The sequence below is a fragment of the uncultured Capnocytophaga sp. genome, from assembly GCF_937936315.1.
In the GTDB taxonomy this organism is placed as follows: Bacteria; Bacteroidota; Bacteroidia; order Flavobacteriales; family Flavobacteriaceae; genus Capnocytophaga.
Genome location: NZ_CALGWU010000006.1, coordinates 1 through 16179, shown reverse-complemented (window position 1 = coordinate 16179; position 16179 = coordinate 1). Strand labels below are relative to the sequence as shown.

Below are 16179 nucleotides of genomic sequence, written 5' to 3'. Positions count from 1 at the left end.
TAACCAAATAATGAGGGCAAAGATATGAAATGATTGGCAAATGAGCAAATTTAGCAATTTGCAGATTGCCAAATTATTCCTGTCTTAGTGTTTCTATTTTCCTCTTTTGCTATTTACTTTTGAAAAAGTAATTATTATAGGGTTAGGGCTCATCGGGAGGTCTTTGCCTTAGAATTGAAAAACGCTTGGGCTACATCATTGCAGACATCGATTTTATCCACTTCTCATATACAAAAAAACTTAGATTTAGACATTATCGATAAAAATACTGATAGCAGCCCAATTGCTGATAGATTTCTATTATACATTATGTTTTTAAACCTCATTCTTTTTTATACACACACTACTTGTTATCTGTTACTTCTTACCTAAAACAAAATATTCCCACACTATGGATTTCACTTGGTAATAATTGGTAATGAGCTTTGAAGGTCGTTTCTTTTTAAAGAAGAAAAATCGGTTATAAAAATGAAAATGCGCTCTTATCACTTCCCACGTAAAACGCGGCTTGCCTTGTAAAAGGAAACGCACTCCTGCAATGCCGTCCAATACCATACGTAAGAAAATTGTAGTATAGAGTCCTTTAGCGGGTAGGTTTTTCAGCAACATAAACAAACTATTGCGGAAGTTGAGGTAGGTTTTTTTAGGGTTGGCAGCGGTGAGAGTTGCCCCTCCTACGTGATAGACAGTACTTTCGGAGCAATACACCACTTGTTTGCCGAGGTGGTGCAATCGCCAGCACAAATCTATTTCCTCTTGGTGGGCAAAGAAATCTTCGTCAAAACCTCCTAACTGGTGGAATACCTCTGCACGTATAAAAAAGCACGCCCCCGATGCCCAAAAAATAGGTACGGGGAAAGTCTCGTTATACTGACCTTTGTCCTCTTCAATAGTCTCAAATACCCTTCCTCTGCAATACGGAAAACCATATCGGTCTATAAAACCACCTGCCGCGCCGGCATATTCAAAATGTGTGCGGCGTTTTTCATCTTTAATTTTAGGCTGTACCACTGCAATGCGTTCCTCTTCAAAAGTGCGCAGGATAGGGGAGAGCCAACCTTCAGTTACTAATACATCCGAGTTCAGCAGGCAATACACATCGGCTTTAATATGTTGTAAAGCGCGATTGTAGCCTCCCGCATAACCGCTGTTAGTGGGGTTTTCTACAATATGTATTTCAGGGAAGTGGGTGCGCACGAAATCAAGAGAATCATCGGTAGAGGCATTGTCTACGATGTAGAGTTGCGCTTCAGGCGAGTAGCGCACTACCGAGGGGAGGAATTGTTCTAACAGCTTTTTGCCGTTCCAATTGAGTATTACGATGGCAAGAGTCATTGTGAGAGGTCGTTGTAATGAGGGAGTTCTTTTAAAAAATGATACTGACTGTGCTGGTAGTCCATTTGGCAATAGTAATGTGTAATGCCGTTGGTAACCATTAGATATTGTGCATTTAAGGTAAGGTTATAGCGCGCAATTTGGTCGAAAGTATGTTGGGTAATAGGTATATTAGGCGCTTTGCATTCCACTGCTAAGAGCACTGTTCCTATTTTAGTATATACTACCACATCGTAACGCTTGGTGAGCCCATTGATAGAGAGCTTTTTCTCCACATTGATAAGCGATTTAGGGTAACCTTTCTCCTCAATGAGAAAATGCACCACGTGTTGGCGCACCCATTCTTCGGGCTGTAACACCACGTATTTCCGACGAATCACATCAAATATCCACAGTTTCTCATCGGCTACTTTAGTGCGAAAAGGGTAGTTTTTGAAATTTAATACTTCCATACTGCAAAAGTAGAATATTTTTTGTATTTTTGCACTATGAATGAAGTAAAAACCATTGTAGGCAACATAAAAAAAGGTATCATCGCTCCTATCTACTTTCTGATGGGTGAAGAACCTTATTTCATAGATATAGTATCCGATTACATTGAAAATCACGTGCTGCAAGAAGACCAGAAGGGTTTCGACCAAATTGTGCTTTACGGTCAAGATGTAACAGTACCTGCGATTATCGATTATGCACGCCGTTTCCCAATGATGAGCGACCGCCAAGTGATTATCATTAAAGAAGCCCAAAACCTCAGAGCTACTATCGACCAATTAGTGCCTTATGTAGAGAATCCTACCCCTACAACGGTATTGGTATTCTGTTACAAATACGAAAAGTTAGACGCACGCAAAAAACTGCTGAAAACCTTACAAAAGAACAAAGATTGCGTATTACTTGAAAGCAAAAAACTTTATGAAAGCCAAGTAGTAGCTTGGTTACCAGATGTATTGAAGAAAAAACACCTCAGCATTCAACCTAAAGCCATACAAATGTTAGTAGATTTCTTAGGTACCGACCTGAGTAGGATACAAAATGAGGTGAATAAATTAGCCCTTATCGTCCCCGAAAATACTGAAGTAACCCCCGATATTATAGAGAAAAATATAGGTATTAGCAAGGAGTTTAACAATTTTGAACTCAAGAGTGCTATTGCCGCAAACGATGCCTATAAGGTAGCACGTATCCTCAAATACTTTAGCGATAATCCTAAGGATAACCCTTTAGGTGGAACTATCACTGTTCTCTATAACTATTTTCAAAAGTTATTGCTATTTCATGGTCTCACAGACCAAAGTGAAAAGAATGTAGCGACAGTATTGAAAGAAAATCCTTATTTTATAAAAGAGTTTTATTCGGGGGCGCAACACTACCCTATGAAACGTGTGAGTGCTATCATTGCTACGCTGCGCCAAATTGACCTAAAAAGGAAAGGTGTAGGAGCTACCAATAACCTCACAGAAGCTGACCTTCGCAAAGAACTGATTGTAATGTTGCGTGAGAAATAAGCATAAAAAGCTGTCTAACAAAGATAAAATGTTAGACAGCTTTTTTGTTAATGATTGATTATTTTAAAATCTTGTAGAGGCGCCACCACCACCAGAGCGTCCTCCTCCAAACGAACCGCCAAAACTGCCGCCTCCTCCAAAGCTACCACCTCCAAAGGAACTACCTACCCCAAAGCCAATGCCTCGTCGGTAATTACGGTTGTGTTCAATCTTGAAGCTCTTTTCTTCTGTATGCAGGTGGTTGCAATTTTTGCAACGAAATTGCACTGTAATTTTTATGTAATCACCTATTGTATCACGGGTTACTTTTTCGGCAATGGAGGTGCCTGTGCGCTCACATTTTTCGCAAATCATCTCAGCCAGCAATTGCTTTTTGAGTCGCTTACAATGGTAATACCAATAGATAGCAAAAGGCAATATAGGGAAAAAGATTATCAGTCGAGGAATGTAATTTTTTGAGATGCTTACATTTTCTATAGTTAGATACTTCACATAAGGTGATATAGCAGGATTAGCCATTTGTTCTTTTATTTCTTTTCTAGTCTTTCCAAAAATCATAAGGATAAAAAAGAAAAAAGCTATGGCACTATAGAATATTCCAGAAAACATTTCTTTTATTTCTTCCCACCAACTTGAGTTTTCTTGTGCTTCCAGTAGTTGTGGTAAGTAGGAATCGCCTGAGATGACTTTTTGTATTTCTTCAGCCCCTGCAATGAGTCCAGCACCATATTGTCCTTTCTTCATCAGAGGGATCATTGTGCGCGTTTGTATGAGTTTGCACAAGCCGTCGGGTAGAGTCCCTTCTAAGCCATACCCCACTTCTATAGTGATAGCTCGCTGCTCGGGTTCGGTGATCAAGAGCATTAGTAAGCCGTTGTCTTGGTCTTTTCGCCCTAATCCCCATTCAGTAAAAAGTTCATAACCAAAATCGCGTATATCGGCATAATCGTCGGTAAAGCGAGGCAAGACTACCACTGCCATTTCCACTCCTTTTTCAGCGCGCAAATTCCTACAGATAGCATTAAGACTTTCAGTCTCGGCAGCTGTGAGCAAGTGCTGAGGGTCGGTAGTATACTGTCGACTGTCCTGCAATTGTACATTAGGGACTGTCTTTACCGTATAAGCCTTTTGGGCAGAGGTGAGCCCTATGCCAATGAGAAAGGAAAATAGTAGAGGTAACAGCTTGTTATTCATTTTTTTAGAAACTTACTTTAGGGGCTTTTTCGCTACCTTCATCGGCTTTAAAATAAGCAGATTCATTAAATCCAAAAGCTGAAGCGAAGAGGTTGTTAGGAAAACGGCGGCGAGAGGTGTTATAGTCTTTTGCTGCGCTGTTGTAGTTTTTACGAGCTACAGCAATGCGGTTTTCACAACCTGATAATTCTGCTTGTAAGGCTGTAAATTGTTCACTTGCTTTCAGGTCGGGGTAGGATTCAGTAACCATTAGCAAACGACCGAGGGCTTGAGAGAGTTCTCCTTGTGCTTTATTGTATTGGGCTAATGATTCGGCATCTAACTTCTCGGGGTTGATGTTGATTTGTGTCGCTTTGCTGCGTGCCTCAACAACCTCTTTCAAGGTAGTACTTTCGTGTTTGGTATAACCTTGAACTGTTGCTACAAGATTAGGGATGAGGTCGGAACGGCGTTGGTATTGAGTTTCTACTTGCGCCCATTCGCTGTGCAATTGTTCTTGTTTGTTTACCAAACCGTTATAGGTTGAAACAGCAAATATTCCTATGAGCACTACAGCTCCAATAAGGATAAGAGTTGATTTTTTCATTCTTTTTTTTTAACTTAAAAAATTAATATTGGGGCAAAGATAGTAATAATTTGTCAATTAACCAATTATCAATGGTCAATTGATATTCAAGCATTTTGCTTCGCTGAGGTTGGGGAAATTTACCACTACCATAAGTGTATCGTTAGTATTAGTGTAGTGTGTTTGCAAAACTTGCTTGATAATCGTTTCACTTTCAGCTTCAAAACTCGATTTTACAAAAACGACTTCTTTGGGGAAAATCACCGCGGTTGCCTCTTTGCATAAATTGTAGTTGTAGGAGAGGCAATCTTCTTCTAAAAAAGGTTTTTTACAATGCAATAGCTGAGTGTATTTATCTATCAGTAACCGTTTATTGAATGCCTCTTTTTCTATAAAACTATCGTTTTTGTACTGATATATCACATCAGTTTCATAGTTTATTTTGCTAAAAGACATTATGGGGTCTATGGCTATATTAGCATCAGAAAATAGGAATTTTGCAAAGGTAAAATCATCAAAACTTACAAAATTTTGTGACGATGCGTATCTTTGGTAGGCAAAACCTTCTTCTTTTGGGTAATATACGATTTTGCCATTTTTCAGCAATTCGTATAGTTCAGGGTCTTTGTGTGATAGAACTTTTAAAAATTCAGTAGCCGAAAAACGTTTGTTATGAGCGTAGTAATAATCGTAGTAGTAGCGGTAGAGTCTGCTTTCTTTTTCAGCGTAATAAACACCTGTTTTCTGTTGGGCATATTTAACAAAAAGGAATCCTGCTCCCGCTAAAAGAAGCAAAATGATAGCAACAATAGTGATGACTTCTTTTCTCATAGTGTAGCCATTTCTTCGTTTAGCCAATCGGCAAAAGACAGTAATTCAGTGTCTTCTTCCCAGCATTCAGGAGGAATATCCGAATAGAACGTGCCAAAAACATCGGGTTGGGTAGTGATAAATCCCGCTTGATGACCGCCATTAGGGTAACACACTAATAAAACTTTTGGGAAGAGATATTCACCTGTACCTTCAAATACTTCAGCTGAAAAGGTTTCCCATTGATTAGGAGGAAAAAACTGATAGGCAAAACCTCGTTCGTCTTCAAAAAGGGTACAAGCTCCCAAGGTAATGAGAAAAGTTTTGAAAGTTTCGGGCAACTTAATGTGGTGCTGAGCTTCAAAATCAGCTATTTCTTCAGGGGTAATAGTTGCTTGTTGGGTAAAACGGTATTGTTCATTGCCAAAATGCACAAAAGCGCCATTACTTTCTGTAAGGAGCTTTTGTAAGGTTGCTAAGTTTTTAGTGAAGTGTTCCATAGTTTTGAGGGCTCTTGTTCATTTTTATGATTAAAAGAACTTCACAAAGATAATGCTATTATTTTAATTAGCAAACTTTGGAAAACAAAAAAGCACAATAACTAAAATGATTAGCTATTGTGCTTTTCTTATTTTCTTACCTCTTATCTCTTACTTTTTACCTAAGCGAAGGATTTCTCCTACCCAGAGTACTGCACTGGTAGCACCAATGATAATTGCCCAGTCTACCAATTTGAGAGGTGTTACATTGAACATCTGTCCACCGAAAGTAGTGATGAACACCTGTCCTAATACAATGGCTAAGGCGATGAGCATAAATCCTTGACTCTTACCGAGGTTGTTGAATGCGCTCTTGCCAGTGCGGTAGGCTTTGGCATTGAACATATTCCAGAATTGCAAGAATACGAATATTGAGAAGAATAAGGAAAGTTCATAAGCTGATAAACTGCCTTCGGGAGCTCCAAAATGGAAGAAATGTCTTGCATAATCGCTGATAGAGAACTCGGTGAGACTTGTGATGTCTTCATTCTTAAAATACTGAATGAAACCAAAGAGCAATAATACAAAGAATCCTCCTACCCCAAAGATGCCTTTTGCCATTGGAGAGCTGATGATATTAGCGCCACGCGCACGTGGTTTGTCGTTCATCACGCGGTTGCTTGGTGGCAATGATGCCAACGCCAAAGCAGCAAAGGTATCCATTATAAGGTTTACCCAAAGCATTTGGGTTACAGTAAGCGGTGATTCTACCCCTAAGAAAGCCCCAATAAGCACGATGATACACGCTGCTACGTTGATAGTCATCTGGAAGAGGATAAAACGCTGAATGTTCAAATAGAGTGAGCGTCCCCACATTACGGCTTTACCAATACTGCTGAATGAGTTGTCCAAAATGGTGATATCTGAGGCTTCTTTAGCTACTGAGGTTCCATCACCCATTGAAAGACCTACTTGCGCAGCTTTGAGGGCTGGAGCGTCGTTAGTACCATCACCGGTTACAGCTACTACTTCACCTTTTTGTTGGAGTAAGTTTACTAAGCGAGCTTTGTCAAGCGGACGTGCGCGTGAAATCACACGTAGGTCGCCTATGCGGTCTAAAAGTTCGGCATCGCTCATTGCGGCAAACTCTACACCGGTAATTTGGTTGCGGTCGGTGCAACTGTCGTCCCACAAACGTATTTGGCGAGCAATTTCTCTTGCCGTACCAGGAGTATCTCCAGTTACAATCTTCACCTGAATGCCTGCGTGCATACATTCTTCAATAGAAGCAGGTACATCAGGGCGTACAGGGTCAGAAATAGCAGTGATACCTATAAAGTGCAAGCCGTTTACTACGAGCTTACCATTTTCGGAAATTACAGCTTTAGGGTCGTCAATCACTTTATACGCAAAACCGATAGTGCGCATCGCTTGGTTTTGGTATTGCAAAAGTTTAGCCTCGAAATCGCCTTGTGAAATATCAGAAAGGAATTTACCGCCTTCGTGGCAGAAAGTCATTACAATTTCAGGGGCTCCTTTTACGTACAACACAGGTTTGCCAAGAGTAGGCGATTGTACCAAAGTAGCCATATACTTGCGTTCGGTAGAGAAGGTGAGTTGTTGTAATACTTCGCTCTCTTCGCGTATCGGCAAGTAGTTAGTGCCTTTGCTGTAGAGCCACAAAAGGAGAGCCCCTTCAGTAGGGTTACCTAATACGTTAGGTTTATCTTTATCGGTGAAATCGAGATAAGCGGTAGAGTTCACAGCCATAGATTCGGCTATAAGTTTCTCGTCGGTTCCCGCGTTGAAGAAAGTCTCGTAGATGGTCATTTGGTTTTGGGTGAGCGTACCCGTTTTGTCGGTACAAATCACGGTAGTAGCCCCCATTGTTTCGCAAGCGTGCATTTTGCGCACGAGGTTGTTAGTAGCCATCATACTGCGCATACTATATGCCAAACTGAGGGTAACACTCATCGGTAAACCTTCGGGCACGGCTACTACTACTACGGTAATGGCAATCATCACGGTGTTGAGTAGGTAACCTCCAAACGATACCCAGTCGATTGTGTCTAAACTATGGTCAGCACTGGTGAAATACACGATAAGGCGACCTACAATCACCAAAGCAGCTATTGCATAACTAATTTTAGTAATCATTCCTGCTAAATGGTCTAACTGCTCGTTGAGTGGTGTTTTTATGCTATTGTCTATCTGTACACCTTCAAACACTTTGCCGTATTCGGTAGCATCACCCACTTTTTTCACCTCAAAAATACAGTGTCCATCGGATACTGAAGTCCCGCGGCAGATGTAGTTAGAGGGATAAGTAGCTTCAGCTTCAAAATCGGCAGGATTGGTAGTTTTGTGTACCATAGGCTCTCCAGTAAGCGTCGATTCGTTCACGTGCAACGATACAGCTTCAAGAAGTTCTCCATCGGCTGGCACCTCTTCACCTGTTTCTAAGATAACCACATCACCTACAACAATATCTTTTTTGAGTACTTGCGTAATGCGTTCATTGCGAATTACTTTATAGTAAATTTCATCATTTACTTGATTGAGGATTTCAAATTGTTTGTTAGCTTTCTGTTCAAAATAGAAAGCTACCCCAGTAGCTAAGAGCACTGCAAAGAGGATACCCACAGGCTCTAAGAAAGCGCTAATACCCACATTGTTTACCGTATATTCGTAGGCAGATACCCCAAATGAAAAAACAAGGGCTACCAACAAAATGATGATAATAGGGTCAGTAAATTTCTCTAAGAATTGCTTCCATAGAGGTTCACCCTCTACTGATGAGAGAGAGTTTTCGCCGTGTTTGGCACGACTTTCAAGGACTTGCGCATCGGTAAGCCCTTTGTAATGGTGTTTTTCTGCCATAGTTATTTAAAATAATTAAAGTGCAAAGATAGATATAATTAGAAAATTAGCAATATTGATATATTGGCTAATCATCATCGCCCCAGCTGTGATGGTATCCGCCACCCGATCCACCTGAGTGTATTTCGGAAGCGTGTGCATCGTGATAATCAATAAACTTTTTCACTGAAATAGCCGTGCCAGCTATCGAAAGCGATAGTGCAACAATTAGTAAAGCTTTGCCTATGCCGTATATAGCAGCAAAGTACAAACCGATAGCAGCCAACAGAATAACCACTGCCCCTCCTATAAAAGCAATTTCACCAATCATAGGAATAAACGAAGCAATAAGTACAAAAATTGCCAAAACGAGGGTAATCACTCCTAAGAGGTTGATAATAGTTTTTTTAGCACTTTGAGAGCGCGGAGCTCCAAAAGAGCTGTTTTTCTGAAATGTATCCATTCTAATAATAATTTTGGCGACAAAAATAAGAATAATTTGTTAATTAGCAAATTGCTTAATTAACAATTTATTACTATCTTTGCCTCGTTATTCGTTATTCATCATTATGAAGAAAAACATACTTCTTGCCCTACTCTCAGGGGCTTTACTCGCAGGATCGTGGGTAACCTACGGATTTACAGCTTTGATATTCATTGCTTTAATTCCTCTCTTGCTAATGGAAGCGCGCATCCGTTGCGATTATCGCCATACCAAGCGCAAAGTGTTTGCACTCTCTTATTTAGCATTCCTCACTTGGAATATCCCCACTACTTGGTGGATATGGTATTCTACTCAAATAGGGGCAATTTTTGCTATTTTGGCAAATACACTACTGATGACCCTTACTTTCTTCCTCTATCATATTGTAGCCAAACGAATGAATCGCAAAGTGGCGCTTTTCTTCTTAGTAGCGATATGGATTTCGTTTGAGAAATTTCACCTCACTTGGGATGTTTCTTGGCCCTGGCTCAATTTGGGCAATGTTTTCTCCGAACAAATTACGTGGATACAATGGTACGAATATACGGGTACTTTTGGGGGCTCTTTATGGGTGTGGATTGTGAATATCATCTTATTTTTAGCTATTGAAAACTATCTTACGACTAAAAACCGTAAGGCACTCTCCCGAAAAGTAGGCTTGGCAATGCTCTTTTTTGCTCTGCCTATAGTGATTTCGTATTTCCAATACCTCAATTATAGTGAAGCAGGCAAGAAAACAGTTGATGTAATAGTCTTGCAACCTAATATCGACCCTTATGCCGAGAAATATTCACTTTCAAATCAAGAAGTAAGCAATCTGTTGTTGCAACTCACCGCTGATAAATTAGACGATAAAGTAAATTTCGTCCTCACTCCTGAAACGGTCTTTGCCGAGAATATCAAACTGAACGAATTGCCTTATGCACCAGAGATAGATAGGTTGCGCACTTGCGTAGCGCGTTATCCTAAACTCAATTGGGTAGGAGGCACTGCAATGATTGAGTTTGTGAGAGATGAAGCACATACCACTTCCCAAAGCAACTACATCTCTACTTATGGTATTTGGTATAACGATTACAATTCGGCTTTCTTGCTCAATCGCAATCCTGAAATACCTCTGTATCACAAGAGTAAATTGGTAGTAGCTGTAGAGAATTTCCCGTATCAAAATATACTAAAACCTATATTGGGTGAAACGCTCATCAATCTTGGTGGTACAGTAGCGCTGAAAACCACCCAACCTGAGCGCACCGCTTTTGCAGGAGTAGACACCGAGGGCAAGGCAGCACCTATCATCTGTTATGAAACGATTTATGGTGAGTTTGTAACGGGCTATATCAAGAAAGGGGCTAACTTTTTGGCAATTCTTACCAACGATGCGTGGTGGCGTAACACACAGGGGCATAAGCAGCTCCTCAGTTATACTCGTTTGCGCGCTATTGAAACCCGCCGGAGTGTAGCCCGCAGTGCTAATACGGGGATTTCGGCGTTTATCAACGGTAGGGGAGAGGTGCTCAAAACACTACCTTATGGCACTCAAGGCAGTTTGAAAGGCACTATTGCCTTAAATGATGAAATAACTTTCTATGTGCAAATGGGTGATTACATCGCCCGTATTGCGTATTTCTTGGCGTTTTTTGTGTTTTTGTATGCAGTGTTAAGGAAACGTGAAACCGTCTAAAAACTAACAACAAATGAAGAAACCTAATATATTTTTAGCGATTTTAGCAGGCATCGGCTTTATAGTGCTATATATTATTTGTATATTTATTTGTGAGGCTTTTTTTGACCTATCCACAGGACTGTCTATTGATGAAGTAATAGAATTGATAATCTCATTTATACCTATTTCTTTTGCATTAGGCTTACTTTGTTACTACAGTTATTTCTACAAGAATGTCAAAAAAATATTTTGGATAAGTACTCTTATAGTTGTTTTAATAGGGGGATATAAGTTCTATAAAAGAGACTTGACAGAAATCTACATCGTACAGAAATCACATTGGCTATTGCCTAAAAGCGTAAAAAAATATCCTCAACTTTCTGATAAACCTCTTTTTCAAAAAGGAAAAACAATTATACCACTTGAAGAAAGAGGAGAGTATTCGCTTAAGGAAAAGTTCTTCAATAAACAACATTGTTTGCTTGCATACTATGTGAAGCCTAAAGGAGAAGAAGATTATTATATCGGTGATAATCCTGATTTTCCACCATATTTCCTAAAATTCGATACTTCAGGAAAAATAATTGACAGTTTGTCTCTCAATATAGCTGAGGAACAGAAACGAGAGTTTCATATCAAAGATAAATATATCATTGATACTTATACACTTTCTTACAGTACTTGGGCTATAGATGGCAACCCCGAATTTCGTCCGATGAAAGCCGTTGAGGGTACTGATTTTTGGAAAGAAGACGATGTGGAAAGTTATATATCTAAAAACCATCTATCCACGCCTACTTGTTATGAAATAGAAGTTAATAACATAGAATGGTCACCTAATGAGCAAAAGTACTACACTACTTTTGATGAAGAGAGTATCGTAGTCTTTATTCAAGACGGGATGCCTCATTATATTTGTTCTACTCATTACATTTCCTCTTTTAAAAAAACTTTTTTTGAGAGTACTCCCGTATTTCCTCTTTTTATAAAATTGGGAGCTGACGATTTTTATTATAGTGACTTTCAAAGCACTTACACACGCCGTAAGATATTACCTCAGTACTTTCTGGTGGAAAAAACTTTTGATGAAGGGGGAGAAGGAAAGCTATTTATGCAACTGCGTTTAAACAATGCTTCTATCTCTTTTAAAGCCAATACTTATATGTGGACATCTGAAGCTGTCGCTCTAAAAACTCCTACTTATTACCTTAGTAAAGACAATGAAGAATTTGAAAAGTTTGAAAAAGTAGATCTGTATAGCAACCAACTGCTACAATATCAATTGTTATCTATAACAGGACAATTGTATATGGTGAAGTAGCTAATTTCTAACCCCTAACCCCCTATCTCCTAATATGGAACACTATATTTCTAACGAAGTCCTTCTTTTAGAACAGCTTATAGCAATTGTAGAAGGCGACACACAACTAAAACTCTCAGAAGAGGCGGTGATAAATATCGAAACGTGCCACCGCTTTCTCAGTGATTATATCCAGAAAGAGCCTAATTTTCTAAATCAACTCTCGGTGGGCTCGTTAGCCCTGTTGCGCCACTATGCTTGTGGTATAGGCGAGCGTATCCCCAATGAGATTGTCAAACTGATGCTCTTCCTGAAAATACAATCGTTCTCCTATGGCTATAGTGGGGTGCGATTGGCTTTGGTGCAACGCCTCATCGACTTTTATAACAAAGGAGTATTGCCGGTGGTATATTCTAAAGACATCCCTGATGAACGCATTGCTCTGGCACACCTCGCTCTGCCTCTCTTTGGTGAAGGCGAAGTGTGTATACACAACAAAATCTATTCGGCACAAGAGTTGGAAGCTAAATACGGTTGGCAACCTCTATCTTTGGAGATGCGCGAAGCCGATGCCCTGCTCAACGGCACTCAGCTTACGACCGCTTATGGCATCTACAACCTCAGCAAATCGTTACAAATCATTCAGTGGGCAGACTTTGTAGCCTCAGTTTCTACCCAAGCCTTTGGAGGGAACCTCTCAGCATTTTCGGAAGCTATGCAAATAGTGCGACCACATAAGGGACTTGTAGAAACAGCCGAGCATTTGCGCACCCTGCTAAAAGACAGCACCCTCGCTACACAAGCGCAAGCCTTCTCGTCTATGCCCGAAGCCTTTTGCTCTATCCCTCAAATACACGGAGCTGTGCGCGAGTCGATTGCAGCCATTCGCAAAGTGATTAAAACCGAGATGAACTCGGTTACCGACAACCCTATTCTCTTCCCTGAGAGCCAAGAAATCATCTTTGGAGGCAACTCGCATACCCTGCCCCTCACCTTGGCAATGGACTTTTTGGCGATTACCCTCACCAGCTTGGGCAATATCAGCGAACGGCGTGTGTTCTACTTGCTTTCAAATATCGGCAAAGAGATAGAAACTGAAATAGATTACCCTATCTTCCAGCGTATCATAGAAGGAATATTGAATGAAAACCGTCGTCTTTCTACCCCTGCGAGCATCGAAAGTCCTATTTTGTTTGAAAAAACGATAGATATTAAAGGAATGGGAGGTAGTTCGGCTATCAAATGCGAACAAGTAGTGAAGAATATAGAAGAAATATTAGCTATTGAATTGATTTTGGCTACTTCGCAGTGGAAAAAGAAACAATTCGACTATCATTCTGATTTGTTTAAAGAATATCTCAGTTTTATGACAGATGAGGAAGTAACGACCCTCAAGAAGCAAATAGAGCACACGATACATTTTTTTAATAGCGCACAAAATTAGAACTTATGAAGAAATTACAAACGTTTTTAACTATAGTCTTTGCACTATTAACATTCATCACCTTTGCCCAAGATAATAACTTGATAATGTATATAGGCACTTATACCGAAGGAGGGAATTCTAAAGGAATTTACACCTATCGTTTCAATCAGGAGAACGGTACTTTTCAACAGCTGAGCAGTGCCACCGCTGCCAATCCTTCTTTTGTAACCTTATCGCCCGATGGAAAACGCCTATATGCCGTAAGCGAGTATAACGACGGGCGACAAGGAGCGTATTCGTTTGATGTGAGTGAAGACAAAGCGCAACTAAGTAACCCTGTATTCCTGCCTACGGCTCCTAAAGAATACTTGCCTCGAGCAGGAGCTGACCCTTGCCATATCGTAAGTGACGGCAAATACGTCATCACAGCTAACTATACGGGAGGCGACATCAGTGTTTTCTCATTAGATGCTGCAGGGAGATTGCAAGCTGAAGTACAACACATAGTCTTTGTAGAAACTTCACACGGCAGTACATCTCATATCCATTGTATCATTCCTACCCCTGAGAGACGATATGTATTAGTCACTAATTTAGGGAAAAATTGTGTGTATCGCTTTCGTTACAAAGCACGGAAAGCCTCAAAAGGCGTTAAAGTGCTCAAGGATATGAAAGTTGCTTATCGCATTAGTGATACCATACAAGGACCTCGTCATCTTACATTTAGTAAAGACGGTCGTTTTGCTTATCTTATCAACGAATTAGGAGGTGAATGTGTGGTGCTCAGTTATCGCAAAGGCAAACTGAAAGAGATACAGCGCATAATGGCTGATGAAGGTGGCGGGCGTGGTAGTGCCGATATACATATCAGTCCTGATGGGCGTTTTCTGTACACCTCCCACCGATTAAAGAAAGACGGTATTGCAATTTTTGCTATCGACCCAGAGAAAGGTACTTTAAGCAAAATAGGCTACCAACACACAGGTATTCATCCCCGCAATTTTGCGATTACTCCTAATGGTAAATACCTTTTAGTAGCTTGCCGAGATGATAATAAAATTCAGGTTTTTGAGCGTAATGAAGCAACTGGCGAACTGACTGAAACCGCCCAAGCGATAGAAGTAGATAGACCCACGTGTATTGTGTTTGGAAAATCCAACTAAAAACACTACTTTTGTCGCACAAAATTAAACAAACCAAAAAATGAAATCTTTAAAAGATAAAGTCAAAGACTTTATAATGTATTTATTTGATAGTGAAGCTGTTTAAACTTTTTTCTGTAATAAAGTAAAAGTTCCCGAAAATTAGTAATTTTGTGTTTGAGAAAAACACCAAAATTCAGGAACTTTGGGCAAAGATACAATAAATAATTGGATTATTCCCTTTTTAAGTGTAGGAAAGTAAAGACGGTAGCTTTCAGCGAATATGGTTGAATCTATTAAGCAAGAAGAAAAGAAAATTAGATATGTCTTGCGTTCAATTGGATGGTAGTCATACACGTTGTCGGCAAAAAGGAGAATCTATAGGCTATCAAGCAAGAAAAAAATCCGTAACCACAAATAGCATTTTTTTGTGTGATAATAAAGGGTAAATGATAGCAATGGGGAGTCCTAAGGCTGAAAATCACAATGACTTATATGAAATAGAAGAAGTACTAAAAGAAATCTTAGCTTTATTAGAAGAAGCAGGAATAGAACACAAAGGACTGTTTCTCAATGCTGATGCAGGATTTGATAGCAAATCTCTTAGAGAGTTTTTAGAAAGCAAAGAAATTATAGCAAATATTAAACCTAATCCCCGAAATGGAGAGCAACCAGATGTTTATTTTGATGAAGAATTGTACAAAAATAGGTTTAAGATTGAACAAGCAAATGGTTGGCTTGACGGATATAAAGGTTTGATAATGAGATATGAGTATCTTGATGTAACTTGGATTGGAATGCTTTTATTAGGGTTTATCTCCAAGTTCCTCAAAAAAGTTTAAACACGTTTATTGATAAAATAGGGAGAGAGGTTATTCCTACAAGATATTTTGATGCAAAAAGTTTCTCAGGAGGAGTAGCTTTAGTTCGCCCCACTAAACTTGATAGATGGTTTGAAATAAACAAGAAAGGTGAGTGTGCAGAGTTTTGTGATGAAGCCCCAGCAGGACACCCCATAGCCAAATAATTTTTAAAAATATTACAAACATGAAAAATATATTACTTTACACTCTATTACTAACTGCTACCCTTGGTTATGGACAGGGGCTGCTACCTGAAGAAAAGGTAAAAAAAGAGCCGTCTGCCCAGCCTGTGCAACAAACAAAGAAGTACGCTTGGAAAGATAAATATTATGAAGGATTAGCAATGGTAAGATTGGATAAAAAATATGGTTTTATAGATAAAACAGGTAAAGAAGTGATCCCTATAAAGTATGATAATGCTTGGGGTTTTTCAGAAGGATTAGCAAACGTTAGGCTAAATAACAAATGGGGTTTTATAGATAAAACAGGTAAAGAAGTGATTCCTATAAAGTATGATTATGCAGATAGATTTTCAGAAGGATTAGCTTTAGTAA

Annotated in this window: 16 protein-coding genes; 8 read left to right on the top strand and 8 right to left on the bottom strand. The window is 39.6% G+C overall.

The features are described 5' to 3' along the window. Window positions 1-357 precede the first annotated feature (357 nt). Both Q0162_RS01205 and Q0162_RS01200 read right to left on the bottom strand, forming a co-directional pair. Entirely contained in the window at window positions 358-1335 is a 978-nt protein-coding gene (locus Q0162_RS01205; RefSeq protein WP_297887830.1) for a glycosyltransferase family 2 protein, read from the bottom strand. After that, a complete protein-coding gene (locus Q0162_RS01200; RefSeq protein WP_297887827.1) occupies window positions 1332-1787 on the bottom strand; it encodes a type I restriction enzyme HsdR N-terminal domain-containing protein in 456 nt (151 codons plus the stop codon). The genes Q0162_RS01205 and Q0162_RS01200 overlap by 4 nt, the downstream gene beginning before the upstream one ends. 36 nt (window positions 1788-1823) lie before the next feature. On the opposite strand from Q0162_RS01200, the gene holA reads away from it, so the two are divergent. Then, window positions 1824-2840, top strand: a complete 1017-nt coding sequence (gene holA, locus Q0162_RS01195) for a DNA polymerase III subunit delta (RefSeq protein ID WP_297887825.1) — start codon at window positions 1824-1826, stop codon at window positions 2838-2840. Window positions 2841-2903: 63 nt separating this feature from the next. Here the strand turns inward: holA and Q0162_RS01190 are convergent, their stop codons facing one another. The 6 genes from Q0162_RS01190 to Q0162_RS01165 form a co-directional block, all read right to left on the bottom strand. Beyond that, window positions 2904-4034 carry a YgcG family protein gene (locus Q0162_RS01190; protein ID WP_297887821.1) on the bottom strand — a complete coding sequence of 377 codons (1131 nt, stop codon included), beginning with the start codon at window positions 4032-4034 and terminating at the stop codon, window positions 2904-2906. A 4-nt stretch (window positions 4035-4038) separates the two neighbouring features. After that, complete coding sequence (locus Q0162_RS01185; RefSeq protein WP_297887818.1) at window positions 4039-4620, bottom strand: LemA family protein; 582 nt, start codon at window positions 4618-4620, stop codon at window positions 4039-4041. A gap of 75 nt (window positions 4621-4695) precedes the next feature. After that, entirely contained in the window at window positions 4696-5430 is a 735-nt protein-coding gene (locus Q0162_RS01180) for a hypothetical protein (protein ID WP_297887815.1), read from the bottom strand. Beyond that, window positions 5427-5909, bottom strand: a complete 483-nt coding sequence (locus tag Q0162_RS01175) for an SMI1/KNR4 family protein (RefSeq protein ID WP_297887812.1) — start codon at window positions 5907-5909, stop codon at window positions 5427-5429. The genes Q0162_RS01180 and Q0162_RS01175 overlap by 4 nt, the downstream gene beginning before the upstream one ends. 150 nt (window positions 5910-6059) lie before the next feature. Further along, on the bottom strand, window positions 6060-8768 hold the full coding sequence (locus Q0162_RS01170; RefSeq protein WP_297887809.1) for a calcium-translocating P-type ATPase, PMCA-type: 2709 nt from the start codon (window positions 8766-8768) through the stop codon (window positions 6060-6062). Between the two features lie 67 nt (window positions 8769-8835). After that, the gene (locus Q0162_RS01165) at window positions 8836-9210 is read right to left on the bottom strand and encodes a hypothetical protein (protein ID WP_297887806.1); all 375 of its coding nucleotides are present in this window, start codon (window positions 9208-9210) and stop codon (window positions 8836-8838) included. Between the two features lie 106 nt (window positions 9211-9316). On the opposite strand from Q0162_RS01165, the gene lnt reads away from it, so the two are divergent. The 7 genes from lnt to Q0162_RS01135 form a co-directional block, all read left to right on the top strand. Then, window positions 9317-10912 carry an apolipoprotein N-acyltransferase gene (gene lnt, locus Q0162_RS01160; RefSeq protein WP_297887803.1) on the top strand — a complete coding sequence of 532 codons (1596 nt, stop codon included), beginning with the start codon at window positions 9317-9319 and terminating at the stop codon, window positions 10910-10912. A gap of 13 nt (window positions 10913-10925) precedes the next feature. Next, window positions 10926-12215 (top strand): hypothetical protein, encoded by a 1290-nt coding sequence (locus tag Q0162_RS01155; RefSeq protein ID WP_297887801.1) that lies wholly within the window; start codon window positions 10926-10928, stop codon window positions 12213-12215. Window positions 12216-12249: 34 nt separating this feature from the next. Further along, window positions 12250-13638 (top strand): aromatic amino acid ammonia-lyase, encoded by a 1389-nt coding sequence (locus Q0162_RS01150; protein WP_297887798.1) that lies wholly within the window; start codon window positions 12250-12252, stop codon window positions 13636-13638. Window positions 13639-13643: 5 nt separating this feature from the next. Beyond that, on the top strand, window positions 13644-14783 hold the full coding sequence (locus Q0162_RS01145; RefSeq protein WP_297887795.1) for a lactonase family protein: 1140 nt from the start codon (window positions 13644-13646) through the stop codon (window positions 14781-14783). 428 nt (window positions 14784-15211) lie between these two features. Next, on the top strand, window positions 15212-15604 hold the full coding sequence (locus Q0162_RS01140) for a transposase (RefSeq protein WP_297887791.1): 393 nt from the start codon (window positions 15212-15214) through the stop codon (window positions 15602-15604). Continuing rightward, window positions 15550-15789, top strand: a complete 240-nt coding sequence (locus Q0162_RS13225; RefSeq protein WP_157668367.1) for a WG repeat-containing protein — start codon at window positions 15550-15552, stop codon at window positions 15787-15789. The genes Q0162_RS01140 and Q0162_RS13225 overlap by 55 nt, the downstream gene beginning before the upstream one ends. Before the next feature lie 20 nt (window positions 15790-15809). Further along, window positions 15810-16179, top strand: a 370-nt coding sequence (locus tag Q0162_RS01135) for a WG repeat-containing protein (protein WP_297887788.1), incomplete at its 3' end; no start/stop codon positions are given.

Coding starts and splice junctions, on each gene's coding strand:
- lnt (WP_297887803.1), top strand. CDS start 9,317: ATGAAGAAAAACATACTTCTTGCCCTACTCTCAGGGGCTTTACTCGCA.
- holA (WP_297887825.1), top strand. CDS start 1,824: ATGAATGAAGTAAAAACCATTGTAGGCAACATAAAAAAAGGTATCATC.
- Q0162_RS01145 (WP_297887795.1), top strand. CDS start 13,644: ATGAAGAAATTACAAACGTTTTTAACTATAGTCTTTGCACTATTAACA.
- Q0162_RS01155 (WP_297887801.1), top strand. CDS start 10,926: ATGAAGAAACCTAATATATTTTTAGCGATTTTAGCAGGCATCGGCTTT.
- Q0162_RS01180 (WP_297887815.1), bottom strand. CDS start 5,430: ATGAGAAAAGAAGTCATCACTATTGTTGCTATCATTTTGCTTCTTTTA.
- Q0162_RS01190 (WP_297887821.1), bottom strand. CDS start 4,034: ATGAATAACAAGCTGTTACCTCTACTATTTTCCTTTCTCATTGGCATA.
- Q0162_RS01150 (WP_297887798.1), top strand. CDS start 12,250: ATGGAACACTATATTTCTAACGAAGTCCTTCTTTTAGAACAGCTTATA.
- Q0162_RS01185 (WP_297887818.1), bottom strand. CDS start 4,620: ATGAAAAAATCAACTCTTATCCTTATTGGAGCTGTAGTGCTCATAGGA.
- Q0162_RS01175 (WP_297887812.1), bottom strand. CDS start 5,909: ATGGAACACTTCACTAAAAACTTAGCAACCTTACAAAAGCTCCTTACA.
- Q0162_RS01140 (WP_297887791.1), top strand. CDS start 15,212: ATGATAGCAATGGGGAGTCCTAAGGCTGAAAATCACAATGACTTATAT.
- Q0162_RS01200 (WP_297887827.1), bottom strand. CDS start 1,787: ATGGAAGTATTAAATTTCAAAAACTACCCTTTTCGCACTAAAGTAGCC.
- Q0162_RS01170 (WP_297887809.1), bottom strand. CDS start 8,768: ATGGCAGAAAAACACCATTACAAAGGGCTTACCGATGCGCAAGTCCTT.
- Q0162_RS01165 (WP_297887806.1), bottom strand. CDS start 9,210: ATGGATACATTTCAGAAAAACAGCTCTTTTGGAGCTCCGCGCTCTCAA.
- Q0162_RS01205 (WP_297887830.1), bottom strand. CDS start 1,335: ATGACTCTTGCCATCGTAATACTCAATTGGAACGGCAAAAAGCTGTTA.